18 protein-coding genes are annotated in these 24,108 nt (G+C 34.2%); 9 read left to right on the top strand and 9 right to left on the bottom strand.

Features of this window, described 5'->3' with window-relative positions; translation table 11 throughout:
• The first annotated feature begins 92 nt into the window (after nucleotides 1-92).
• From HYN56_RS21245 to HYN56_RS21270, 6 genes are all read left to right on the top strand, one after another.
• A complete protein-coding gene (locus HYN56_RS21245) occupies nucleotides 93-851 on the top strand; it encodes an MlaE family ABC transporter permease (protein ID WP_109194029.1) in 759 nt (252 codons plus the stop codon).
• A 2-nt stretch (nucleotides 852-853) separates the two neighbouring features.
• On the top strand, nucleotides 854-1,633 hold the full coding sequence (locus HYN56_RS21250) for an ABC transporter ATP-binding protein (RefSeq protein WP_109194030.1): 780 nt from the start codon (nucleotides 854-856) through the stop codon (nucleotides 1,631-1,633).
• Between the two features lie 22 nt (nucleotides 1,634-1,655).
• Nucleotides 1,656-2,501: an MlaD family protein gene (locus tag HYN56_RS21255; RefSeq protein WP_109194031.1), complete on the top strand. Its 846-nt coding sequence runs from the start codon at nucleotides 1,656-1,658 to the stop codon at nucleotides 2,499-2,501.
• A gap of 194 nt (nucleotides 2,502-2,695) precedes the next feature.
• Entirely contained in the window at nucleotides 2,696-5,518 is a 2,823-nt protein-coding gene (locus HYN56_RS21260) for an AsmA family protein (RefSeq protein ID WP_109194032.1), read from the top strand.
• A 2-nt stretch (nucleotides 5,519-5,520) separates the two neighbouring features.
• Nucleotides 5,521-6,057 (top strand): low affinity iron permease family protein, encoded by a 537-nt coding sequence (locus HYN56_RS21265; RefSeq protein WP_109194033.1) that lies wholly within the window; start codon nucleotides 5,521-5,523, stop codon nucleotides 6,055-6,057.
• A complete protein-coding gene (locus HYN56_RS21270; protein WP_109194034.1) occupies nucleotides 6,054-7,253 on the top strand; it encodes an NAD(P)/FAD-dependent oxidoreductase in 1,200 nt (399 codons plus the stop codon). The genes HYN56_RS21265 and HYN56_RS21270 overlap by 4 nt, the downstream gene beginning before the upstream one ends.
• A gap of 77 nt (nucleotides 7,254-7,330) precedes the next feature.
• Here the strand turns inward: HYN56_RS21270 and HYN56_RS21275 are convergent, their stop codons facing one another.
• Nucleotides 7,331-8,284, bottom strand: coding sequence for a bifunctional helix-turn-helix transcriptional regulator/GNAT family N-acetyltransferase (locus HYN56_RS21275; RefSeq protein WP_109194035.1), 954 nt, complete (start codon nucleotides 8,282-8,284; stop codon nucleotides 7,331-7,333).
• Nucleotides 8,285-8,508: 224 nt separating this feature from the next.
• Nucleotides 8,509-9,534, bottom strand: a complete 1,026-nt coding sequence (locus tag HYN56_RS21280) for a helix-turn-helix domain-containing protein (protein WP_109194036.1) — start codon at nucleotides 9,532-9,534, stop codon at nucleotides 8,509-8,511.
• Between the two features lie 193 nt (nucleotides 9,535-9,727).
• Between HYN56_RS21280 and HYN56_RS21285 the strand changes: the two genes are divergently transcribed.
• Both HYN56_RS21285 and HYN56_RS21290 read left to right on the top strand, forming a co-directional pair.
• Nucleotides 9,728-10,213, top strand: coding sequence for a DNA-deoxyinosine glycosylase (locus HYN56_RS21285; RefSeq protein WP_109194037.1), 486 nt, complete (start codon nucleotides 9,728-9,730; stop codon nucleotides 10,211-10,213).
• A gap of 297 nt (nucleotides 10,214-10,510) precedes the next feature.
• Nucleotides 10,511-10,945, top strand: coding sequence for a DUF6526 family protein (locus HYN56_RS21290; RefSeq protein ID WP_109194038.1), 435 nt, complete (start codon nucleotides 10,511-10,513; stop codon nucleotides 10,943-10,945).
• Nucleotides 10,946-11,098: 153 nt separating this feature from the next.
• Here HYN56_RS21290 and HYN56_RS21295 read toward each other — a convergent pair whose 3' ends face one another.
• The 3 genes from HYN56_RS21295 to HYN56_RS21305 all read right to left on the bottom strand — a co-directional run bounded on the left by HYN56_RS21295 (nucleotide 11,099) and on the right by HYN56_RS21305 (nucleotide 14,414).
• Nucleotides 11,099-12,265: a hypothetical protein gene (locus tag HYN56_RS21295; protein ID WP_109194039.1), complete on the bottom strand. Its 1,167-nt coding sequence runs from the start codon at nucleotides 12,263-12,265 to the stop codon at nucleotides 11,099-11,101.
• Nucleotides 12,266-12,456: 191 nt separating this feature from the next.
• Nucleotides 12,457-13,875, bottom strand: coding sequence for an MATE family efflux transporter (locus HYN56_RS21300; RefSeq protein WP_109194040.1), 1,419 nt, complete (start codon nucleotides 13,873-13,875; stop codon nucleotides 12,457-12,459).
• A 62-nt stretch (nucleotides 13,876-13,937) separates the two neighbouring features.
• A complete protein-coding gene (locus HYN56_RS21305; RefSeq protein ID WP_109194041.1) occupies nucleotides 13,938-14,414 on the bottom strand; it encodes a MarR family winged helix-turn-helix transcriptional regulator in 477 nt (158 codons plus the stop codon).
• A gap of 173 nt (nucleotides 14,415-14,587) precedes the next feature.
• Between HYN56_RS21305 and HYN56_RS21310 the strand changes: the two genes are divergently transcribed.
• Entirely contained in the window at nucleotides 14,588-15,502 is a 915-nt protein-coding gene (locus HYN56_RS21310; RefSeq protein ID WP_109194042.1) for a hypothetical protein, read from the top strand.
• A gap of 404 nt (nucleotides 15,503-15,906) precedes the next feature.
• Here HYN56_RS21310 and HYN56_RS21315 read toward each other — a convergent pair whose 3' ends face one another.
• The 4 genes from HYN56_RS21315 to HYN56_RS21330 all read right to left on the bottom strand — a co-directional run bounded on the left by HYN56_RS21315 (nucleotide 15,907) and on the right by HYN56_RS21330 (nucleotide 24,032).
• Nucleotides 15,907-17,925 carry a glycoside hydrolase family 97 protein gene (locus HYN56_RS21315; RefSeq protein WP_109194043.1) on the bottom strand — a complete coding sequence of 673 codons (2,019 nt, stop codon included), beginning with the start codon at nucleotides 17,923-17,925 and terminating at the stop codon, nucleotides 15,907-15,909.
• Between the two features lie 25 nt (nucleotides 17,926-17,950).
• Nucleotides 17,951-19,195, bottom strand: coding sequence for a glycoside hydrolase family 71/99-like protein (locus HYN56_RS21320; RefSeq protein WP_109194044.1), 1,245 nt, complete (start codon nucleotides 19,193-19,195; stop codon nucleotides 17,951-17,953).
• Between the two features lie 280 nt (nucleotides 19,196-19,475).
• A complete protein-coding gene (locus HYN56_RS21325) occupies nucleotides 19,476-20,987 on the bottom strand; it encodes a RagB/SusD family nutrient uptake outer membrane protein (protein WP_109194045.1) in 1,512 nt (503 codons plus the stop codon).
• Nucleotides 20,988-21,014: 27 nt separating this feature from the next.
• A complete protein-coding gene (locus HYN56_RS21330; protein ID WP_240622608.1) occupies nucleotides 21,015-24,032 on the bottom strand; it encodes a SusC/RagA family TonB-linked outer membrane protein in 3,018 nt (1,005 codons plus the stop codon).
• Nucleotides 24,033-24,108 lie beyond the last annotated feature (76 nt).

Here is a 24,108-nt window from a genome sequence, read left to right on the forward strand (position 1 = left end):
TTTTAACAAGTATTGAGCTAACTTTCCTCTATAATTCAATAAGTCCGAAAAACTGTTAAATAATTGATTTTCATTTTAAACACATAAACATTTTGATTCTCAACCTAAAAAATACATTTGCCGAAATTGGAGAAACGACTTTGTTTGCTAAGAAGTTTTTTAAGGAGGTTTTTATTCCGCCTTACGAGACCAAAGAGTTTTTAAAACAATGTTATGTCATAGGCTATAAATCGCTTCCACTGGTTGCGATTACGGGTTTTATTATGGGTTTGGTACTTACGCTGCAGTCAAGACCAACTTTAGTAAAATTTGGTGCCGAAAGCTGGCTTCCGGGAATGGTCGCGCTTTCCTTAATTAGAGAAATTGCTCCGGTAATTACGGCCTTAATTTGCGCAGGAAAAATTTCATCGGGAATTGGTGCCGAATTAGGATCTATGAAAGTTACCGAACAGATAGATGCTATGGAAGTTTCAGCTGTTAATCCCTATAATTATTTAGTTGTAACGAGAGTATTAGCCTGTACTTTAATGGTGCCAATTTTAGTTTTTTTTGCTGATGCGGTCGGAATTATTGGCGGTTATGTCGGGATTAATATTCACGGCGATGTCAATTTTTACCGATATCTCACTCAGATTGTTCAGTCGTTGGAATTCTTAGATCTTTTTCCTGCAACTTTAAAAACATTCTTCTTCGGATTTTTTATCGGAATGATTGGATGTTATAAAGGATTTAATGCCTCAAACGGAACAGAAAGTGTTGGACAGGCTGCAAACTCTTCAGTGGTTACAGCATCATTAAGCATATTTATTATTGATATGGTAGCTGTTCAAATAACCGACTTATTCTTTTAGAAATGGAAAAGGAAAAATTACATAAAGAACCGAAGACAAAAGAAAAAAATCAGACTCCGATTATTGAAATTAAAGATCTGCACAAAACTTTTGGAAAAGATAATAAAATTCTGAAAGGCGTCAATCTGACTTTGAATAAAGGTGAAGACTTAGTGGTTTTAGGACGTTCAGGTTCTGGAAAATCGGTTACTATAAAATGTATCGTCGGTTTGATTGAACCTGATAAAGGCGAAATAAAAGTATTTAATGAAAACGTACTTCATATTTCCAAAAAGGAACTGAATGAAATCAGAGTCAGAATTGGGTTTCTTTTTCAAAGTGGTGCTTTATACGATTCAATGTCAGTTCGGGAAAATCTTTCTTTTACATTAACCAAGCATAAAAGAGATTTAAGTGCCGAAGAAATTGAAAATGAAGTAATGGAAGCACTTGAAAATGTTGGTCTGGCCGATGCTATAGACAAAATGCCTTCTGAACTTTCAGGCGGTATGAGAAAAAGAATCGGTTTGGCACGTACACTAATTCTAAAACCAGAAATCATTTTATACGACGAACCAACAACAGGTTTGGACACCATAACATCAAGAGAAATCAGCGAATTGATTTTGGATATCAAACACAAACAAAAAACATCGTCAATCATTATTACGCACGATATGGCTTGTGCAAAGTTAACAGCCGATAGAATTGTTGTTTTAAAAGACGGTGTAATTCATGCCGAAGGAACTTACGAAGAATTAGAAAAAGATGAAGACGAATGGGTACGCTCATTTTTTGAATAAAGCAAAATAAATAATAGAAATCATGGAAAAGCAATCGGGATATACTTGGAAATTAGGAATGTTTGTAACAATAGGTTTACTGCTTTTTATAATGGCCGTATATTTTATTGGAAAACAACAAAACCTCTTCGGTTCTACCTTTCATATCACTTCTCAGTTTAAAACAGTAAGCGGACTGGAGGTTGGAAATAATGTTCGTTTCTCCGGAATTAATGTTGGAACTGTCGAGCAGATTCAGTTAAAAAATGACTCAACTGTTTTAGTGGTTTTAGTAATGAAAGAAGATGTTCGAAAATTCATTAAAACCGATGCTACAGCCAGCATTGGTTCTGATGGTTTGATGGGAGACAAAGTTTTGACTATTTCTCCAGGAACAAAATCCACAAAAATTATAGAAGATAATGGACAACTTGCTTCAATCGACGGAATCGAAATGCACGATATTATGAAAAGCGTTAAAAAGAGCGTGGATAATATTGGTGTGATTTCAGACGAAATAGCCATTTTTAGCCATAGCATGAATAATGGAAACGGCGCTCTAGCCCGTCTGGTTAAAGATGATAAAATGGCAAACAGCGTTTCAAACACACTTTCCAATTTAGAGACGGGTACAAAAGGTTTTAGTGATAATATGGAAGCTGCAAAAAGCAATTTCCTGTTTAGAGGTTACTTCAAGAAAAAAGAAAAAGAAAAGGCTCAGAAACAAGAAGAAAGAAAAGAGAAAAAAGAAGAAGCCAAAGAAAAAGCCGCTAAAGAAAAAGAACAAAAAGATAAGGAACTGAAAGAGCAACAAGAAAAAGCTCAAAAGGAAAAAGAAGAAAAACAAAAGCAGGAAGAAGCCAAAAAAGCGGAAACCGAAAAAAAATAATCTTAGCTATAAAATTGGAATCTGGAATTTGAGGATTGAGATTTGGATTTTGGGATTCGGATTTTGGGATTCGGATTTTGGGATTTCATAACATTCATAACTCACAGTTCTATATTACAACTTTTGAGTTTAAAATTCTGACAAAAACACTATATTTTTAATATCTGTTTTTAGACAGCAAAAACTTACATTATATGCCTTTTACATTTAAACATACCGCCTTAAAATTTTTAAAGATTACCGGAATAACTATTGCGGTAATCTTGTTTTTGCTATTTATTATTCCGTTGTTGTTTCCCGGGAAAGTAGCTTCAGAAGTAAAGAAAATTGCAAACGAACGCCTGGACACTAAACTGGACTTTACAAAATCCAAGCTTTCCTTTTTTACTCATTTTCCGTCACTGACTGTTTCCTTAGATAATTTGTCTTTAACGGGTTCCAAACCTTTCAGTAATGATACCTTGTTAAAAGCAGATGAAGTGGCTTTCGGAATCAATTTAAAACGACTGATTTTTGATAATGAAGTAAAAATCAATAAACTTTATGTCTCTGATGCTTTAATCAACGTAATGGTTAACGAAAAAGGTCAGGCCAATTATAACATTTATGTTGCTCCGGAAGATCGTAAAAATGAAAAAGAAGATCCAAACGCTCCGGAGGAAGGAACTGCAATTCGACTAGAAAGAATTGACTTAAAAAACTGTCATGTAAAATACAACGATCGTTCGGCTAAGATTTTAGTCGATGCAAAAGGCTTTAATTATGTTGGAAAGGGAAACCTAAGCGAAGATATTTTCGATTTGGCTACAGATGCCAGAATTGACAACTTAGATTTCTTTTACGATAGAACAGGTTATTTAAGAAGAAAAAAAGTCCAAGCCGATTTAATTACCCGAATCAATACACATTCGCTTTCATTTATTCTTCAAAAAAACGAATTAAAAATCAATAAATTACCTTTAAAATTTACAGGTTTATTTACCATTTTAAGAGACGGATACAAAATCAATATTAAAGCCGCTTCAGAAAAAACTACGGTTAAAGATTTGTTGTCTGTAATGCCGCCGGAATATTTGACCTGGCTGGAGAAAACTGAAATTCAGGGAAGAAGTGATTTGGTATTGACTTTTAAAGGAGATTATAATGTTCCGAAAAAGCAAAAACCAAATTTAGCTTTTAATCTAAAAATTAATGACGGTTCGGTAAATTATAAAGATGCACCCGTTCCTTTAAAAAACTTTCAGATGGATTTAAATGCAATACTTCCATCGTTGGATACCGAACAACTATTGGTAAATCTTAGAACAATGAAATTTAAAGTAGGCGAAAAAGATTATTTCAATGCTTATTTACATAGTAAAGGTTTAAGTGAAATGAACATCAATGCCAGCGTAAAAGGTGCTTTGGATCTTGCTGTTGTTGATGCTGCTTTAGGACTAAACAGTATAGATTTAAAAGGAATTTTAAAAACAAATATACAAGCCCGAGGACTTTTTAGCACATCCAAAAAATTGTTTCCAAAAACCATTGGAGGTATTTCGTTACGCAACGGCTGGCTGAAAACCGAATATTATCCGAACCCAATTACCGATATTACTTTTGTCGCCAATATGCTAAACAAAGCAGGAACTTTTCAGGATTTGATTGTTTCTGTTGCTCCTGCCTCTTTTACTTTTGAAGGAAATCCGGTGTATGTAAATGCTACTCTATCTGATTTTAGCGATTTGGCTTATAATGCAAAAATCAAAGGCGAACTGAATGTGGGAAGAATTTATCAGGTTTTCTCCCAAAAAGGTCTGGATTTAACTGGTTATGCCAAAGCCGATCTTTCACTAAAAGGAAAACAAAGTTATGCCACAACCGGACAATATGATAAACTGGACAATAGAGGAACTATACTTCTAAAAAATATAAAAGCAACTTCAGAATTGTTTCCGAAAGCGTTTTTCATTAAAGAGGGAAATTTTCGCTTTCAAAACGAAAAAATGTGGTTTGAAAAATTTGATGCATCTTACGGAAAATCTGATTTTGCTATCAACGGCTATCTGTTGAATACCATAAATTACTTTTTAGAATCAAACGGAACGTTAAGTGGTAATTTCAACTTAAAGTCAAAACTGATAAACGTTGATGAATTTATGGCGCTTGAAGAGGGTGAAAATAAAGATAAAAAAGTGGAGATTGAATATGCCAAAGAAGATCACCCAAAAATGAGTGGCGTTGTTATGGTTCCTAAAAATCTCAATGTCTCTTTAACTACAAATGCAGACAAAATAGAATATAACAAACTGATTTTTAATAAATTATCAGGAAAAATAGGTGTTAAAAAAGAAGGATTTTACTTAGAAAATACTACCTTTAATATCATTGATTGTATTCTGGGAATTAATGCCTTTTATAAAGACGAATCGCCAACATCTGCACATTTTGATGCACATTTTACGGCTAAAGATTTTGATGTGCAAAGGGCTTACAAAGAAATTCCAATGTTTCATGATATGGTTACTGCTGCCGAAAAAGCACATGGAATTATTTCTGTCGATTATAAAATAAAAGGTGATCTGAACGGAAATATGGGGCCAATTTATGAATCTTTAGAAGGTGGCGGAACAATAAATTTACGCGATGTAAAAATTAAAGGCCTGAAATTATTTGACGGAATTAGTTCGAAAACAGGACAAAATGGTTTGAACAATCCTGATATGAAAGGGATTGAAATCAAATCGACAATAGATAAAAATTTAATCAATATTGAGCCATTCACCTTTTCTGTAGCCAGTTTTAGACCTACAATAAAAGGAACTACAAGCTTTGACGGACTTTTGGATCTTAGAATGCGTCTTGGACTTCCTCTTTGGGGAATTATCGGATTTCCGATTGTTGTTACGGGAACACATGAAGCTCCAAAAATTAAAATTTTCAGCAAAACCGGACAGGAAATTAATCCTGCAGTTTATGATGAAAAAAATAATAAAGTAATTCGAAAAGAAAAAGTCAGCAAACCTAAAACAAAATAGTAATGAAATCTGAAGCTCAGCATCATCATAATTCCTTTGAGAAATTTGCAACAAAAGTTTCCAAAGCTGCCGGAAGTACTACTGCCTTTATTGGTGCTTTTATTATTGTTGTTGCCTGGGCGGTTTCGGGACCTATTTTCGATTATTCTGAAACCTGGCAATTAGTTATCAATACGGGAACTACGATTATCACTTTTTTGATGGTGTTTTTAATTCAGAAAGCACAGAATAAAGATTCGCTTGCTATTCAGTTAAAATTAAATGAACTCGTTGCATCCAGTGAATCGTCCAGCAATAGTCTGGTTGATATTGAAAGTATGACCGAAGAAGAAATGATCATTATTCAGAAATATTATCATCGTTTGAGCGAACTGGCTAAAAAAGACGAAAGCATCAGAACGTCTCATTCTATTGCTGAAGCCCATGAACTTCATAATAGAAAACAGCAAAAGAGAAATAAACCTGCCACTAAAAAAAATATAAAAGATAATACCAAAAATACCACTAAAAACACCCCTAAAAACAACACCAAAAAATGAAATTAAGTTCTACCGAAACTTATTGGCCTCTAAAAGACGCTATGAAACATAGCTATCCCTCAATTGATTCTGATCTCAATACAGATATTTTAATCATTGGTGGAGGAATTACGGGAGCTTTAATGGCTTATAAACTAGTAAATGAAGGAAAAAGAATTATCCTTCTGGACCGGCGTGATGTCTGTGGAGGCAGCACGTCAGGAAGTACAGCATTGTTACAATATGAAATTGATGTCCCGTTACATCAATTAATTAAACTTCGAGGCGTAAAATGTGCCGTAGACAGTTATCAAAATGGTAAAAAAGCCATTTTTGATCTTCGCAACATTATTGACACTGTAGGTTCTAACTGCAACTTCGAATTCAAAAAAAGCATCTATTTTACAACACTGAAAAAAGATGTTCCTTATTTAAAGAATGAATTTAAAATAAGGAAACAACACGGATTTGAAGTTAGCTGGCTCAGCAGATTTGAATTGCAAAAAATGGGCTTAAACGCCATAGCAGCTATAGAATCTAAAACCGCTGCCGTAATGGATCCGTATAAATTGGCCACCGATTTACTGCATTACTGCCATCAAAAAGGCATGCAAATTTATGATCGAACCAATGTTACTTCCATACAACATCAAAAGGGTAAGATTATAGCTCATACCGATTCAAAAAATACGATAACAGCTTCTCATATCATACATTGTACGGGTTATGAAAGCACCGAAACCTTAACCGAAAAGGTAGTCGATTTAAAAAGCACTTATGTGATTACTTCTGAAAGTCAGCCTGATCTTCCGGAAAACTTTAAACATGCTATTTTTTGGGATACCGCATCGCCTTATCATTACATAAGAACTACCGAAGACAACCGCATTATTATGGGAGGTGGTGACGAAGATTTTAAAGACCCTAAAAAGAGAGATAAATTAATTCCGAAAAAAGAACAATATCTTCTCAAACAATTCTCTAAACGTTTTCCGGATCTCGATTTTAAAATTGATTATTCCTGGGCTGGAACCTTCGGAGAAACCAAAGACGGACTTCCCTATTTCGGAAAGCCCAATTCCAGACGAAACGAGCATTATATTTTGGGTTTCGGAGGCAACGGAATTACTTTCAGCGTTCTGGGAATGAATTCTATTCTGGATTCTCTTCACAATAAAAAGAATCAGGATTTGGAGTATTATAGGTTTGGAAGATAAAAAAAAGATACTGAGATGCTGAGATACTAAGATTCTAAGTTTTTTTTAGAGTCTTAGTATCTTAGAACCTTAGCAACTTAAGAAAGAACTAACTCCATCTGGATATTACATCTCTTATATGGTGTTTCTAAGCCAAATACTTTTTCAAAACCTAGTTTATAATACAGGTTTATAGCAGGTTTCAAAATGGTGTTACTCTCTAAATATATTTTTTTTGCTCCCATTTCTTTTGCTTTATCTGTAATTGCTTTTCCCAAAAGCCAGCCAATACTTTTTCCTTGCGCTCTGGGTGAAACAGCCATTTTTGCCATTTCGAAATCGTAATCCGGGTTTTCCATTTTAATAAGTGCACAAACACCTGCCGGTTCATTTTCATACAAAGCAACCAGGATTTTTCCGCCTTTATCAATGATGTATTCTTCAGGATTGTCCAATGCTTTATAATCAGATTCTTCCATTTCAAAATATTTCGAAATCCATTCTACGTTTAGAGCTCTGAATGCTTCCCTGTATTGAGAATCATATTCTACGATTTCTACATCTTTGCTTTCGCGAAGTTTCTTCTGATCGCTTACTCTTTTAAACATCGATTTTTGACTTAATAAAAACTCCCATTCGTCGAGCGCTGCCCAAAGATTATGTGTTGATTCTGAAATTAAACCGTCAATAGCAACATCAATATCTTTTAACTGCTGCTGAATTGTTTTAGAAAGCAAAATCCCTTTCGCAGTCAAAACCACATTGTTTCTTCTCTTATCATCAGTTTTTAAGCTTTCTTCTACTATTCCTGCTGCCGTCATTTCCTGAATTATTTTGCTTACAGAAGGCTGTGAATGACCAATTTCATTTGCAATTTCGGTTATAGTCAATTCTCTTTCTTCTGTCAAAACATAAAAAACAGGAAACCACTTCGGCACAAAATCAACGCCGTATAATTCATAAATTTTAGAAGCATCATCGGTTATTGCTGCTGTCATTAAACGCAAACGACTCCCCAAAGCCGCTTTACCCACTTTATCAAAAAATTCCATAACAATAATTAATTATATAACCAGTTATGTAAATGTATAATTTTTTTTAGATACTAAGCAACTAAGGTTCTAAGATTCTAAGTTTTTCAACTTAAAATTCTTAGAACCTCAGTGTTTATATATCATGCTTTAGAGCTAACGACTTTATATTTAATTCTGTAGTATTATTACAATTCAAAAAAACTTAGGATCTCAGCATCTTAGAACCTTAATAACTTTGGCGTTTACGCCGTAATAGCCAAAGAATTCAAATTAAACTTATACTCCTTTGGACTACAATTGAATTTTTGTTTGAAAATTTTAGAGAAATAACTTCTGCTGGTAAAACCAATGCAATACACAATTTCGGAAATATTCAAATCAGATGTTCTGATAAGGATTTCTGCTTTCAATACACGCATATGCGTGATGTAATCGTTGACAGTACGATTGTGAATCATTTTAAACCCTTCCTGAAGTTTGTTTGGAGACAAACCTGATTTTTTACTTAATGATTTTATTGAAAAAGCTTCTTCCGGACTTGTTTTGATAAACTCTGAAAGTTCTTTGATTTCTTCCATTTCTCTTAAAGTCAATCCGTTTGAATCGTTTGCAAAAGAATGCAAATCGTCTGAATGCTGCTGAATTTCCATCGCCAGAATAATTCTCATAATTCCTTCTTTCAATAAATTTCTAACAATTCCGGTTTGTGTAATTGAATTAAGCTGTTCGATTTTTTCGGCAATCTGCAAATTATACGAGCCAATATAAAAGAAATCCTGAACCAGATTATTCTCAAAAAAAGTATCCTTAACCTGCTGATTTAAAGAATGGGCCTGAGCTGTAGCATCAACCTGAGTTCCAACGATTATTAAGGTCAGTTTCGTTTTTTTTCCTTTTTCAAAAAATAAAACATTATCCTGGTTTTGTTTAGACGTTACAATGGCCGTCTGGAATGTTTTTAATTTTCGTTCCTCTCCATTCAGTCCAAAACTATGAGATAAATTTCCTTTAGAACAATAAGCAAAATAAATAGGAGACGATTTTACATTCAGAATATCCAGTCGCACATCTGTTGAAAATGTCATATCAAACTGCACATAAGAAATATTATCATTAAAGGAAGCACCTACAATTGAGCCTTCAGCAAAACTATTTTCTACTTCCAGTGAATATTCATCTAAATCAAAAGTTACCTTCCCGCCAAAATTAGCTTGAAGTTCATCAAATATATTTTGAGTTTGTTCTGTATTTATGGTAATAATTTTCATGGCTACGGAATTTAAATTCGACAATTTGCGAAACAGATTTTAAACAAATTACATCCTGATTCATTTCTAAAAATCTGTGATTCAAAGTTCGTTTAATCACAAATCAATAATGTTATATAATTTTCGCGTTTTGTTTTATAATTCCTTATTAATGATTATTTTAACTTAGCTCAAAAAATATCGATTACTTAATATGAAAAGTTTCTCTTTTGCTCCCATAAGTTCAAAAAATTCTAAAATACTCATCTTAGGCACAATGCCGGGAATAAAATCTTTGGAACTCAATCAATATTATGGACACAATCAAAATAACTTCTGGAAATTTTTATTTTCAATACTGAACGAAGAATTTTCATACGATTACGAAACAAGACAAAATTTATTGATCAAAAAAAATATTGCACTTTGGGATGTCTTACAATTTTGTGACCGGGTTGGAAGCTTAGACAGCGCCATCAAAAATGAAATAGCTAATGATTTTGAAAATTTTATGGAAAAACATCCTCATATAGATACTATTCTTTTTAATGGACAAAAAGCAGCAGCCTTTTTTAAGAAATATGTTCATTTAAATAAAGAATATAAAAAAATCACACTTCCGTCTACCAGTCCCGCCAATGCTGGCAAGGGTTTTCAGGACAAATTGAATGAGTGGAACATCATTAAAACCTTATTGTAACTGTTCTTTTTTTATAGAATTTAAATCCAAATATTGGAATCATGTAACTTTTTCCGATTAAAGTATAACAAATTACGACTACTCCTGAACTAATTTTACATCAAAGAAAAATAAGTCCTATTGAAGATTTGATTAACGAAGAGGGAAGGCTTTATTCTTACTAAAATTATTTAGAAAACTGTAAAAGGTTTATACTATAAAGAGAACATTGGTTATGTTAGTTTATTTTTGGGAAAAGGCTGCTCTATAATTTTATAGAGCAGCTTTGTTTTTTACAGTATCTTTAAAAGAAAAAACATGAAGATTCAGACCTATTACAATCATATAAGGTTTTACAAACCACACCATTTTATATATTATCCTGTTTTAATAGTATTCTTAATTTGCAGTATATATTTTGCGTTTACAACAGAAGATTATTTAATTTGGTCCTTTATAAGCGTTGCATTTATTTTCTTGTTTGCCGTTGCCTACATGCTTCGTCAACATTACGCATTGACCCTGCAAAACAGAATTGTACGTCTGGAAATGCGTTATCGCTATTTTACTTTAACCGGTAAAAGATTTGAAGAATTTGAATACAAATTAACAGACGATCAAATATTTGCTTTACGATTTGCTCCAGACAACGAATTGATTCCACTTATCGAAGACGCCCTGAAAAATGGCTTGAGCGGCAACGCTATCAAAAAAGCAATCGTACACTGGAAAGCCGATTATCATAGAGTTTAGCAATTTCAAAAATTAATGGTAAAAATCAATGGCAATGGCAATTACAAAAATCAATAGCAATACCAATGAGAACAACAAAATTTTTATTGTCATTGATTTTTGTCATTGCCATTGATTTTTATCATTGCTATTGATTTTTATCATTGCTATTTGTTATTGCAATTTCTTTTTATTGAAAATCAAGTAGAAAAGAAATAATAAAATCCAAACCGAAACAATTACTGCAAAGTATATGGCAATGATATTGGGATGAAGATAATTTGGCTCATAAAATAACCTCTCTAAAACGGAAAACTTTTCTGTTAAAGCCTTTCTGTCAAAAGTATTTCTTATGCCGCTTATAGGATCATCATGATTGTCTCTGAAGCGATAAATATCTTGTGTTAATTCTTTTGGAACTATAGTCGTCTCAATTTTATATTTTCTAAAAAGCGTATCTAATTTCTGGAACTCGTAAGTCAAAGAATCTTTTTTAGACTGATACAATAATTTATAGCGGTCTTTAGCCGACTGATATTGCTGTTTATAAACAGAATCTCCTTTAATTGGTTTAAACAATGATTTGTTCTGCAAAAAGATACAAATGTCGTCATCATGTTCCGGACGCACCTGAACACTTTTGAAAATAATTTCTGTACTATCCTTAATCACTTTTTTAGAAATGATTCTTTTGTATAATTCTTCTTTGTCAAAACCAAGAATATCTAAAATACTGTCTGTTTTATTGGTTGTTTTATCAAAAGTATTGGTTAAAGCTTTGATGGTATCGACACTGTAATAATTGGTTTCAATTATCGGATACTCTCCCGGGACAATTGTGTCTTCTTGTTTTATTACTGGATAAGGTTTTGGATATAATATGTTCTCGTAATTAAACAATTTCTCTGAACTGTAAGAAGTAAACCAATACAAAAACGGATTAAGAACATTCAACATTCTTTTGTCTTTATTTAAATCACTTTCAGACAATTCTGTTTTCAGTTTGGCATTCATACCAAAACTATAACTGATAAAAAAGGAAAATGTCAAAAATGAAATTACCAATAAACAGCCTGCAATCTGAAACAGACTTCCGCCTTTATAACTTTGTCTGGAATGATTTTTTATTAAAAAAATAAGAAAGAAAAGCAAAAACAAGCCACTCACAAAAAAGTGCGAAATCGAAACATCATCGTAAAATTTAAAACGGTAAAACTCTGTATATGTATCAATATTTGCTATTCCTTCAAAAGTAAAATAACCGTATAAAAAATAAACTAAATGAATTAAGGCTAAGAAAATTAAAGATTTTAAGAAATAACGTTTTAGATTTTGGGTCATTTTTTTTAAAGTTGATAAGGTTCTGAGATTCTAAGATACTAAGTTTTTTCTTAAAAGGGACAAAGGGACAGAGAAACAAAGGGACAAAGTTTTTTTTTGCTAAACCCTGAAAAAAAAAGACGCACTGCTGTGCGTCTCTACAAAACCTTTGTTTCTTTGTCACTCTGTACCTTTGTAACTCAAAACCAACCTTATTTAACCTCAAACCCTTCCTTTACGATTTCGCTATCTACTTTATCAATTAATTTGTTGATTTTTCCGGTTAGTTTTTCTTTTTTCCAATCGCCTTTTACATACATTACAACTGTAATTAAAGCTGTTACAACTGAAGCAATTGGGAAAGCCCACCAAATTCCGTGTTTTCCTAAAGGTGTGTTATGAGACAAAATAAAAGCCAATGGAAACTGAATTACCCATTGTGAAACCAAAGTCAGAATCATAGGAAGTTTAGTATTTCCAACGGCACGGAAAACACCGGTTAAACAAAGCTGTAATCCTAAAAATCCCCAGGAAAGACAGGTTATTCTCAGCAATTCTGTACCTCCTTCAATAACCGCCTGATCTCTTGGAACGAAAAAAGCAATTAAATAAGGTGCAAAAATGAAAGCTATAATTCCTAATCCCGTTAATAATCCAAAACCCAGATAAGCTCCCAGTTTTGAAATTTCGGCAGCGCGATCTACATTTCCGGCACCAATATTTTGTCCGACCAAAGTGGCAATTGCCATTGAAAGCCCTAAAGCCGGAATCAAAATTAGCTGAATTAAATTGGAACCTGCACCATACGAAGCTACAGTTGTTGTCCCAAAGCGAACTATCAGAAACGTGATTGCCATCATTCCTAAAGCACGCATAGATTGTTCTATAGAAGATGGAAATCCTATTTGGAAAGCTCTTTTAATATGATTCCAGTCCGGTTTGAAATCCTGAATCCTAAGATGAATTCCGTGTTTTCCTCTAAATAGGATCGCAAATCCAATAATAATCGCCAAAAGCTGAGTCGATAATGTCGCTAATGCTGCGCCTTTTACGCCCATTGCCGGAATAAAATTCCATCCATAAATAAACAACGGATCTAAAGCAAAGTTCAAAATTACCGTTCCCAAAACAATATAAACCGGTAACGTTACACGTCCAACTCCACGCATAATGGATTGGAAAATCATAAATCCAAAGCTAAAAACCAAACCTACAAACGCTACTCTCATAAATCCTAAAGCATCGATATAAACCTGAGGTTCGACTTTCAAAAGATATAAAAAGTATGGACTTAGAATATATCCAATAATAGACAATACAACCGAAACGATAATAACCATAGACAAAGTCTGCGCCGCCACATGATTGACCATTTCCTGATTTCCTGCGCCAAAATACTGTGCAATTAAAATAGATCCGGCAATGGCAAGTCCGGTTCCTAAAGCTATGGTTAAGAAGATTACCGGTGTACTCACAGAAACGGCAGCTACAGCATCTCCGCCCAAACGTCCAACCCAAAAAGCATCAACTAACTGATAAGCCGCCTGCAAAAGATTGGCAATCATAATTGGAACTGCCAGTTTTAATAGTGAAGAAAGAATTGGTCCTTCTAATAATTCGTTTTTTTTCATTTTCTGTTTAAAATAATCATTTAAAATAAGTTGACATATCAACTTTTAAATCTTAAAAAAAATTAAAGTGTTTCTAATTTGTCTGCGTAAAATCTCACTGCGTTCAAAGCTTCAATTCTTTCTTTTGGTGTAAATACAGACATCACCTCTTCTTCCGCCCTTTTCATAAGAGACCGAATACTTTTAGCCAAATTAACTCCTTCGTTCGTAAGACTTACGATATTCTTTCGTTTATCCGTTTTATCTTTTACAACCTCAACCAGATTCTTCTTTTCAAGAGCGTTAATACTTCTAAGAATCGAAGATTTATCACGCATCGTTTTGTCTGACAATTCTCTTTGTGAAAGGCTTTTTTGATTTAAAATCATTAAAAGCGGTAATTGTTCTAATTGCAATGTAATTCCTGCATCAGTCATTAACGCGTTTGTCCGTCTGAAAATTGCTCTTTTAATTCGATGAATCTGAAAGAAGAAACTATCTGATATTTCCTCTTTCCAAAAATTTGAAAAATTCTCTTTATTGGTCTGTGTTTTTTCCATGATGCAAATTTATGAAAAAGAGTGACATGTCAACTAATTTTAAACAAAATTTATATTTTACTGATTACCAAATACTTCAAAATAAATAATCTAGTTTAAAACCAAAATGAAAGAATATTTTCACTAACTTTAATTGTTAAAAATTGCCTAATAAAAATTAAAAAACTACTCTGATGAAACAATTATTTATTTTTTTGGTAATGACATTTTTTTGGATTCCGTTAAATGCTCAGACATTTGCAGAAAACACTTTAATTGAAAATTTAACGACTGTAAAAACTGAAAGTGAAAACTTTCAGGACAATTATGCAGATGATCTTCCGTGGCACGCAAGAAGATTTAAAGTAACAGCCGGAGTTTTTTTTCCTGTTAATAATACAGAAGTTAAAGTCGGTAGTAATAATGGTCAATTTGGAAATATAATTGATTTTGAAAAAGACCTTGGCTTTAACAAAAGTACAACTTCTTTTTTTGGTGCTTTTGAATGGAGAATTTCCCGAAGATCAAGACTTGGTGCAGAATATTATTATTTAAGTAGAAATTCTACTAAAACACTACAAAAAGAAATCGAATTTCGTGATCACGTATATCCTGTAGATGCTACAGTTTATGCATTCATGGACAATCATATCGGAAGAATTACTTATGGTTATGCATTTGTATCGAAACCTAAATATGAAATCGGAGCTCTTATTGGTGCACACGTTTTATTTGGCGATGTGGGAATAGGACTGGCTGGCGCAACAGCAAATTTAGAGGTTAAAGATAATTTTGGCTTTACTGCTCCTCTTCCGGATCTTGGTATTTGGGGAGAATTCGTATTAGGACGAAAAGTGGGTCTTTATGCTAACTTTAATTATTTTGCTATTAAAATCAATGATTTTGATGGAAGATTATTGAGTTACAATTTATCTATTTTGTATAATGTCTATCAAAACTTCAGCTTAATGGCGGGTTATACTGGACTAAATATTAGAGTGGATATGGAAAAAGAAAGACTAAATGGTTTCTTCAAATGGGGCTATAATGGTCCAACTTTAACCGCAACTTACAGCTTCGGTAATCATGTGAAGCTTTATAAGCATTAGTTTTTTTGAGTTGCTAAGATTCTAAGGTTCTATACTTTGAGTATATTTTTTTTACCTCAATCCTGATAACTGCTTTGCTATCGTTTTTTTTTACCGCAAAGCACGCAAAGATTTACGCAAAGTTTTTTTTAAAAGAAATATGTTTACCAACATAAAGTTCGCAAAGCTGTGTGTTGATATAGCTTTGCGAACTTAATATTATCAAAACATAACACACAGCAAAAATACCTTTGCGCTCTTTGCGGTAAAATTATGTTCAAAGCTAAGAAAACTTGAAACTTTAAACCTGAAACAAAAAACAAACCCGATAACTGCTCTGCTATCGGGTTTATTACCAAACTTAAACTACTTAACTCAAAAAACTCAGTATCTTAGAACCTTAGCATCTTAGAAACTGAAAAAACTTATTTCTCGATTGGAGAGAATTTTATTGCTGTTCCTCCGCCAGCAGCCAACTTAATGTTTAAAACGGTTTTGCTGTTTACTTTTTGTTTAGAGATTGCAACCGGATACGGATTGGTTTTATAATTGGCTCCTGCTCCGTCTGCATAGATTTCTGCTTCGTATTCTTTGTTTTGATCTAAGAATGATAAAGCTACTTTTAAGTTACGTGCATTTCTGTTTGTAATGGAACCTAAATACCAGTTTTTCTCATCCCAGTCTTTACGGGCAATTGTAGTGTATTCTCCAATTTTTGAATCTAAAACTTTAGTATCTGACCAAGTGCACGGAACATCTTTTATAAATTGAAATTCCGGTTTTCCTTCATAATTTTCAGGTAAATCTGAAGCCATTTGCAGCGGACTGAAAATAATAACATACAATGCCAATTGATTGGCCAAAGTTGTCTGCACTTTTGCTCCTGATGGTGTTTTATAATCAAAATTGAAATTCCCCGGAGTATAATCAAAAGGTCCGGAAAGCATTCTGGTAAAAGGCAAAGTCGTTAAATGCTCCGGAGTATTTCCTCCATCTACAGACCATGCATTGTATTCCTGTCCTCTTCCGCCTTCTTGTGACATAAAGTTTGGATAAGTACGCTGCAATCCCGTTCCTTTCATTGGTTCGTGATTATCAATCATAATATGATATTTGGCAGCCGTTTCGATTACTTTTCTGTAATGACGTGCCCCATACTGGCTGTCGTGCCATTCTTTTTTATCCAGATATTTATTTACGTAACCTGTTTTAACCGAATTCACTCCCATTTTCTGATACAATTTGAAAGCATCTTCCAGTTGATTTTCATAATTTTTAGTTGCTCCAGCCGTTTCGTGATGCCCGATTAAACGAACATTTTTCACAGCAGCATATTTTGTAATTTCTTCCAAATTAAAATCCGGATAGGCTTTTGTAAAACTAAAAGCAGAACCATCCGCAGTCCAGTCGCCATCCCAGCCTTCATTCCATCCTTCCACTAAAACACCGTCAAAACCATTTTTCGCAGCAAAATCGATGTATTCTTTTGTGTTTTTGGTTGTGGCACCATGTTTGGGTCCTTGACCCCAAGTGAATTTGTCCAAATGCATTCCCCACCAGATTCCAATATATTTTGAAGGCGTAATCCATGATAAATCTTCAATTTTTGAAGGTTCGTTTAGATTCAGCATAATAGTTGAAGTAGCTACTTCTCCCGGATTTTTACCTACCACAATTGTTCTCCAAGGCGTTTTAAAAGGCGTTTCTGCATATACTTTCACACCATCAGCCCAAGGCACCAAATCACTTTTATATTGTTTATCTGATGTTTTTAAAAGAGTCATTGAAGCGAAATCTGTTAAATTGGCTTCATGAATCGCTACGTACAATTTATCTTTGGTTTCAAAAGTTGCCGGTGTATTTATCGTATCTGTTTTACTCATTAACGTTTTACGATATTCACTTTCGTAATAACTGTTTTCGCGATGAACAGGAATCCACCAGACTTCATTATTATCTTTAAAAGTAAATTGTGTTACTTCATTTGAGATTTTGACTTTTCCTAAATTAGGCTGTTTCGGAAATTCGTATCGAAAACCTAAACCATCATCAAAAACCCTGAAAATAATATCAACCAATCGTTCCTCACCTTTTGCTTCTTTTAAATGGACAATCAGCTCATTATGATGATCTCTCACTTTTTTGAATTCACCCCAAGGCTGTTCCCATGTTTCATCTGCCGATTTTTCTTCTGTTGAAACGACTTCAAAACCGTCCGTCATTTTAGCTAATCCCTGAAACTCAAATCCCATTAATGAAGGCTCAATAACCGATTTTCCGTTAGAAGAAAAACTATATTGAGGCTGACCTGAAGGCGTTAATTCAAAAGTAAGTTCAGAGATCTTTTCAGGAGAACTGATTTTATATGTTTTTTTAGTACTGCAGGCAAAAATCAACAGGGATGCCAGCGCGACTATACAGTATCTATATTTATTGTTTTTCATTATGTAAATTGTATTAATTACAGCTTTATTTAATTTCGCTCATTATCTGTTTTGCTTTAGCAGACTGCATCGAAACAAAATAATTAAACGCTTGATCGAGTTTTTTCTGGGCATCGACATTACCTTTTTTCTGTACGCGTAAATCATACAATTTGCTGATATCGGGAAAAACATTTTCTGTACTTTTTACTCCGGCAAAAGCTTTTATTTTTTCGATATAGGAATATCCAAATTCAACAGTTGGTTCAAACATAGTTCCTTCTCCGAAATCATTCCACGTAATCAATTGAAGGTAATTGATATTGGCATTTTGTGCTAAAGCAAGCGTAGCATCTAAAGTTGCTCCATTGTTATGTTCGATTGTCCATCCAATTGCCGCTCCGCCTCCACCTTCAGCATAAAAATCTTTAAACCCAGGATAAGCGCTTCCCATTGCAACTCCCAATTTTGGTTTGGTATTGGTATAAAAATTAGTCAAATAACTATTGTCTTTATAAACCCATGCATACTCTCCCGCAGCATTATCCCCTGCTTTAGATGAATGATCCCAAAGGGTTAAAAATGTTGGTTTTGTAGTTAAAGTTCCGAATACATTCGTCCATTCAGCAGCAGTCTGTAGGACAATTGGACCAAAATTCATTAGAAGAGGTTTTCCATTAATTTTGATATAATTAGCATCAGTAAAATAATTATTTTGTACATAAGCTAAATCTGTTTTTGCCGCGCTGGTTACCGAAATTGCTTTTCCAGCATTGACTACATTGGTTAAAAATCGGTCTTCATAAACGATCGCATATTCTAAACCTACTTTATCCAGCATTGCAATTAACTGCTCTGTATTTTCTTTGACCATGCGGTAATCATTTACATCATAGGTGCCGTACCAATCGATCAGAATACCATCAATTCCTGAATATTTCATCAGTAATAAATGATTTTCTATCACATTTTTATCGCCTGAATGATAAGGCCCAATCAGCGGATAATAATAAGATGCAATTTCTCTACGGCCGTTTGCTCCTACATTGTTCGGATTTTTGTTGGCCATTGTCCAGTGATATCCCCATTTTTTATCGGCACTGCTTTCGTTGGTTTCAAACCACGGCATGTAATGCATATAAATTTTGGTACTGTTGGTTTTCTCAATCGCAACAGGTGCTGTTTTTTCCGGTTCTGTTGGTTTATCTGAGCCTTTGTCATCGCTGCTGCATCCGGCAACCATCACAATATTCATTAAACCAAAAACCAATGATGTGATATATCTTTTCATATTGTTGTGCTTTATATTTTGTTTTTGCCACAGATTATAAAAATTACAAGGATTTTATTCTTGGGTAATTTATTTCACGCAGATTTAAAAAAGATTTAAGCAGATTCTTTTTTATGATATTTAAATTTAAATCTGCTTTAATCTGCAGAATCTGCGTGAAATAAAATCACTTTTTAAATCCTAAAATTCAGTAATCAACCTTTTAGCATCTGTTGCAAAAAATTAAAAACATGTCAGCCTTCCACGACTAACCAACATGGAAGACTGACATTCTAGTAACCTAATTTGGATACCCAGGATTTTGTTTTAAGTTTTTATTTGTTGTTAAAACAGTGCTTGGAATTGGGAAAATCGCTCTGTATTTCTCTGTTGCTCCTTTTGACCACCAAGGCAGGAAGAATGTTCCGAAACGAATATTGTCTGTTCTTCTTCTTCCTTCGAAAGTGAACTCTTTCAACAATTCCTGATCAATAAAGGCCAAATCAATTGTTGTTGGCATTTCTTCTCCAGCGCGTGCAGTCACTTGTTGTACAAATGGTCTTGCCAAATCCGGAGAACCTAAACGCACATAACATTCTGCCTGCATCATTAAGATTTCTGAATAACGAATCAATACAAAATCGTGATCACGCTCCCATTGTTCTCCTGCTTTCATTTCGTATTTAGCCAAACGTACTCCTTCATTTTCTTTAGCATCTTCTAAACTTGTCAGATTCTCAGTATAAGTTAATGGCTCTCCATTATCCATAATAATTACAGAACCTGTTGCCAGATTGATCTGATCGCCTTCCAGCATACATTTTTTTCTTTTGTCTGTATCGGCGAAAGCAGAATAAACTCCAGGCTGCGCGCACATTCCGTTAGCACTCCATGGATAATTGTTTGGTATTGCGGAAATAGCCAGTTTTTGATTATAATGTGCAGACATTGAATTCATATAGTTTCCAACTGTTCCTGCTTTTGAATCGTAAGGAATAGCAAAAATAATTTCAGGCGAAGTCTGATTCTCTGTTATGAAATTGGCAAAGAAATCCGGTGTTAAACTATAACCTGTAACTTTCTGACAAGCATCTAAACAATCCTGCCAGCGTGCCACACCAATAAATGCTTCTGAATTAAGATATAATCTTGCCAGAATTGAATAAGCAACATTTCTGGTCAATTTAGAATATACCACATTTGGATTTAGATGCGGAATCGCATCTGTCAATTCTTTTTCAACAAAATCGTAAACCTGTTTTCTGGTTGAATTCGAAGGCAGATCTGTGTCTTCAAAATTGGTTACGATTGGCACATTTCCAAATAAATCCAAAAGATTGTAATAGTAATAAGCTCTAAGCGCTTTTAATTCGGCAAAAATGGGCTCTTTAGCTTTATCAGACAAAGAAGATTTATTTACCTGATAAATGATAGCATTAATCTTGGCAATTCCGGTATAATTGTAACGCCAGGCCGAAAGAATCATTCTGTTGTCTGCTTTCCAGGTATGTTTTTGCGCATCCTGATATTGACCTCCATCATACCAGTTGGTTCCTCTGGTTGGAATTGTAGCTTCGTCTGAAACTACTTCATTCAAAAAGAAAACATATTCGCAAGTTGGATAGTTGTTTGAAATTCCGTCGGCAAAACCTCTTAGAGATGAATAAGCTCCACCCACAAGTGCGTCAACTTCTTTGGTGGTATTTCCAAAATTTCCATCTTCAACTCTATCATACAACTGTTCATCCAAATCAGTACATGACACCGCAAAAAACATGCTTAAAAGTATGGCTGCTGTTATTTTGATTTTCATTTTTAATATTTTAGGTTATCAATTCGCTTAGTTATTCAGCGTAAAATTTAATCCAACAGAAATTGTTGTTGGTCTAGGATAATTGTTATATCTGTCAATTCCAGGAGCAGCCAATCCAGTTGTGTCCATAACTCCGGTCTGATTAATTCCGTCCTGAGCATTTAATCCAATCTCCGGATCTACACCTTTATAACTTGTGAATACAAAAAGGTTTTCTCCCATTACATAGAATCTTACTTTAGATTTTTTGTATTTCAATGGCAAAGTATACCCTAGAGATAAAGTTTGAATTCTAAAGAACGAAGCATCTTCTATCCAATAATCAGAATATTTTGGAGCAGAAGTGATACCGCTGCTTAAGAAATCATCCGGCACATTAAATGATGGTAATCTGTTAGGATCGTTTAACATCATGTTGGTTGCATTTAAAGCTTTTTGTCCAAACATTCCATATCCTGAAATTCCAAGATCAAAATTTCCATAAGTAAAATTCATCGCAAGACCTAAAGTTAAATCCGGCTGAATATTTCCTAAGTCTGTTTTATCAGCATCAACCAAAGCGCTTTCTTGTACAACCTGTCCAGAAGCATTGTAATATTGTATTTTACCATCCGCATCTAAACCTGCATTTCTGAATCCCCAGAAAGTCCCAACCGGATATCCTTCAGCAATAATCTGAGAATATTGTCCGGACATTCCAGCTAAACCATGTAAAGAACCACTGTAGATTACATCAGTTTTATAAGTTGGATTCGAAAGTTTTTCGATTTTCTGAACGTTATGTCCTAAAGTCAAATTGGCATTCCAGTTGAATTTATCTCCTTTAATGATATCTGCATTTAATGTCAATTCCACACCTTTGTTCGACATTTCACCTACGTTAGCCAACATAGTTCCCACTAAATACGGAGGCTGAGGCACTTCATAAGTGTACAATAAATCTTTTGTTGTTTTAGAATAATATTCGAAAGATCCTGTAATTCTGTTGAAAAGGCCGAAGTCAAAACCAACGTTAATTTGCTCTGTAGATTCCCATTTCAAATCAGGATTTGGGTTTTGTTTTGGCGAATAAGCCAAGCTCCATGTTTTAGTAACTGGATCGTAGTAACTGTCGTTTCCAACTCCTAAAATAGAAAGCGATTTGTACTCTCCAATTCCGTCCTGATTACCTGTAACTCCGTAACCCACTCTCAATTTCAAGTTGTCTAACCAGCCTTTTGAAGATTCCATAAAATCTTCGTTAGAAATTCTCCACGCTGCAGAAGCAGAAGGGAAAGTTCCCCACTTATTGTTTTCACCAAAACGGCTTGATCCGTCACGTCTTACAGTTGCGGTCAATAAATATTTACCATCGTAACCGTAGTTAGCACGAGCATAAAAAGAAACTAAATTTGATTTTCCTTTGTATGAATACACGTCTCCCAAACGATAATTGTAACCTGCTCCTAAATTATTGTAGCTGAAAGCATCTGTTACGAAACCGCCTCTTTGTGCTCCGAATCCTTCGTAGATATTTTCCAGATAAGAATATCCGGCTAAAGCGCTGATGTTATGTTTATCAATTATTTTACTGTAATTCACATAAAGTTCTCCTTGCGCATTGGTGTATTCTGCATAAGTTCTTTGTGCAAAACCACCTTCAGTCTGACCTTCCATAACGGCATAAGATGGTTTGTACGTTCCTCCTTTTACGGCATTGTGCTCTAACGAAATATTGGCTGTAGCCGTAAAATCGTTTAAGAATTTCACATCTGTTTTGAAATAACCTAAAAGTCTGTGTCTTTCATTATCAAATGTTCTGTTGGTTAAAATCTCCACAGGGTTTTGATAAATATTTCCTGTTACAGAAGAAAATGATCCATCTTCGTTGTAAACCGGAATTGTTGGATTTAAGTTATAAGCTCTTTCAAAAATTCTGTAATCAATTGGGTGCCATTTGTCGATATTCGCAAATAATCCCATATCAAATTTTACATCTTTGTTATCTCCAAGAAACTGATAAGCGCTAACATTTCCGCTGATTCTTTCCAATCCGGATTTTTTGATAACACCTTCATTATTTAAATATCCGATAGAAGTTCTAAAACCACTGTCTGCTTTACCGGAATTGATGCTTAAAGTATGAGATTGAGAAATCGCTGTCTGCTCGATTGCTTTCTGCCAATTGGTATTTCCACCGTAATCTACAGCATCTGCATTTCCTGTCTGACGAACATAACCTCTCCATTGATTGGCTGATAATAGATCTAAATTATCTGTTACGTAACCAATGCTTGATAAACCATTATAAGTTACAGAAACTCCTTTAGTTCCCGATTTAGTTGTAATCATAATTACCCCATTTGCTCCTCTGGAACCATAAATTGCTGTTGCAGAAGCATCTTTCAAAACGTCAACCGATTTAATATCTGCCGGCTGTACCACGTTGATATCTACACCTGCAATACCATCCACTACAATCAACGGACTATTGCTTGCCGTTAAAGAAGTTCCTCCACGAAGACGGATTGTAGAACCTGCTGCAGGATCTCCGGAAGGACGAATGATATTTAAACCTGCTACTTTTCCTTGTAAAACCTGCTCTGTAGAAGAAATAGTTCCTTTTACTAAATCATCGGCTCCAACAGTTGAAACAGCTCCGGTTAAATCTGATTTTTTTACTTTACCGTACCCTACAGAAACTACCTGAACTTCTGCCAGCGCGTAACCGTCATTTTGCAAACGCACATCGTAATTTGAAGTATTGGCAGTAATCTGAACTTTCTGTGTAGTGGCTCCAATAAAAGAAACTTCGATTGCACCTCCTACGGCTACCTGAAGACTAAATTTACCATCAAAATCTGTTGTAGTTCCGTTTTTTGTTCCTACTTCAATGATAGAAGCTCCCGGCAAAACGTTGCCTGTATTGTCGTAAACGGTTCCTGATATTTGTTTTTTCCCTTGTGCAAATAAACCAGCAGAAAGAAAAAGCATAAATATCATCAATACCGCTGCTTTAGCAGTCCACATTTGATGCAGGACGCTTTTTGTATTTTTACTATTCATATGAAACTATTTATTGTTTTTTTATATGTCATATGTAATTCGCATATCAACTATTGGTTTTACTACCAACTTTTCA

It is taken from the genome of Flavobacterium crocinum (assembly GCF_003122385.1).
Taxonomy (GTDB): domain Bacteria; phylum Bacteroidota; class Bacteroidia; order Flavobacteriales; family Flavobacteriaceae; genus Flavobacterium; species Flavobacterium crocinum.

Excerpts from the sequence above, each read along its gene's own strand:
- HYN56_RS21250 (WP_109194030.1), top strand. The coding sequence starts at position 854 with ATGGAAAAGGAAAAATTACATAAAGAACCGAAGACAAAAGAAAAAAAT.
- HYN56_RS21255 (WP_109194031.1), top strand. The coding sequence starts at position 1,656 with ATGGAAAAGCAATCGGGATATACTTGGAAATTAGGAATGTTTGTAACA.
- HYN56_RS21260 (WP_109194032.1), top strand. The coding sequence starts at position 2,696 with ATGCCTTTTACATTTAAACATACCGCCTTAAAATTTTTAAAGATTACC.
- HYN56_RS21265 (WP_109194033.1), top strand. The coding sequence starts at position 5,521 with ATGAAATCTGAAGCTCAGCATCATCATAATTCCTTTGAGAAATTTGCA.
- HYN56_RS21270 (WP_109194034.1), top strand. The coding sequence starts at position 6,054 with ATGAAATTAAGTTCTACCGAAACTTATTGGCCTCTAAAAGACGCTATG.
- HYN56_RS21275 (WP_109194035.1), bottom strand. The coding sequence starts at position 8,284 with ATGGAATTTTTTGATAAAGTGGGTAAAGCGGCTTTGGGGAGTCGTTTG.
- HYN56_RS21280 (WP_109194036.1), bottom strand. The coding sequence starts at position 9,534 with ATGAAAATTATTACCATAAATACAGAACAAACTCAAAATATATTTGAT.
- HYN56_RS21285 (WP_109194037.1), top strand. The coding sequence starts at position 9,728 with ATGAAAAGTTTCTCTTTTGCTCCCATAAGTTCAAAAAATTCTAAAATA.
- HYN56_RS21290 (WP_109194038.1), top strand. The coding sequence starts at position 10,511 with ATGAAGATTCAGACCTATTACAATCATATAAGGTTTTACAAACCACAC.
- HYN56_RS21295 (WP_109194039.1), bottom strand. The coding sequence starts at position 12,265 with ATGACCCAAAATCTAAAACGTTATTTCTTAAAATCTTTAATTTTCTTA.
- HYN56_RS21300 (WP_109194040.1), bottom strand. The coding sequence starts at position 13,875 with ATGAAAAAAAACGAATTATTAGAAGGACCAATTCTTTCTTCACTATTA.
- HYN56_RS21305 (WP_109194041.1), bottom strand. The coding sequence starts at position 14,414 with ATGGAAAAAACACAGACCAATAAAGAGAATTTTTCAAATTTTTGGAAA.
- HYN56_RS21310 (WP_109194042.1), top strand. The coding sequence starts at position 14,588 with ATGAAACAATTATTTATTTTTTTGGTAATGACATTTTTTTGGATTCCG.
- HYN56_RS21315 (WP_109194043.1), bottom strand. The coding sequence starts at position 17,925 with ATGAAAAACAATAAATATAGATACTGTATAGTCGCGCTGGCATCCCTG.
- HYN56_RS21320 (WP_109194044.1), bottom strand. The coding sequence starts at position 19,195 with ATGAAAAGATATATCACATCATTGGTTTTTGGTTTAATGAATATTGTG.
- HYN56_RS21325 (WP_109194045.1), bottom strand. The coding sequence starts at position 20,987 with ATGAAAATCAAAATAACAGCAGCCATACTTTTAAGCATGTTTTTTGCG.
- HYN56_RS21330 (WP_240622608.1), bottom strand. The coding sequence starts at position 24,032 with ATGAATAGTAAAAATACAAAAAGCGTCCTGCATCAAATGTGGACTGCT.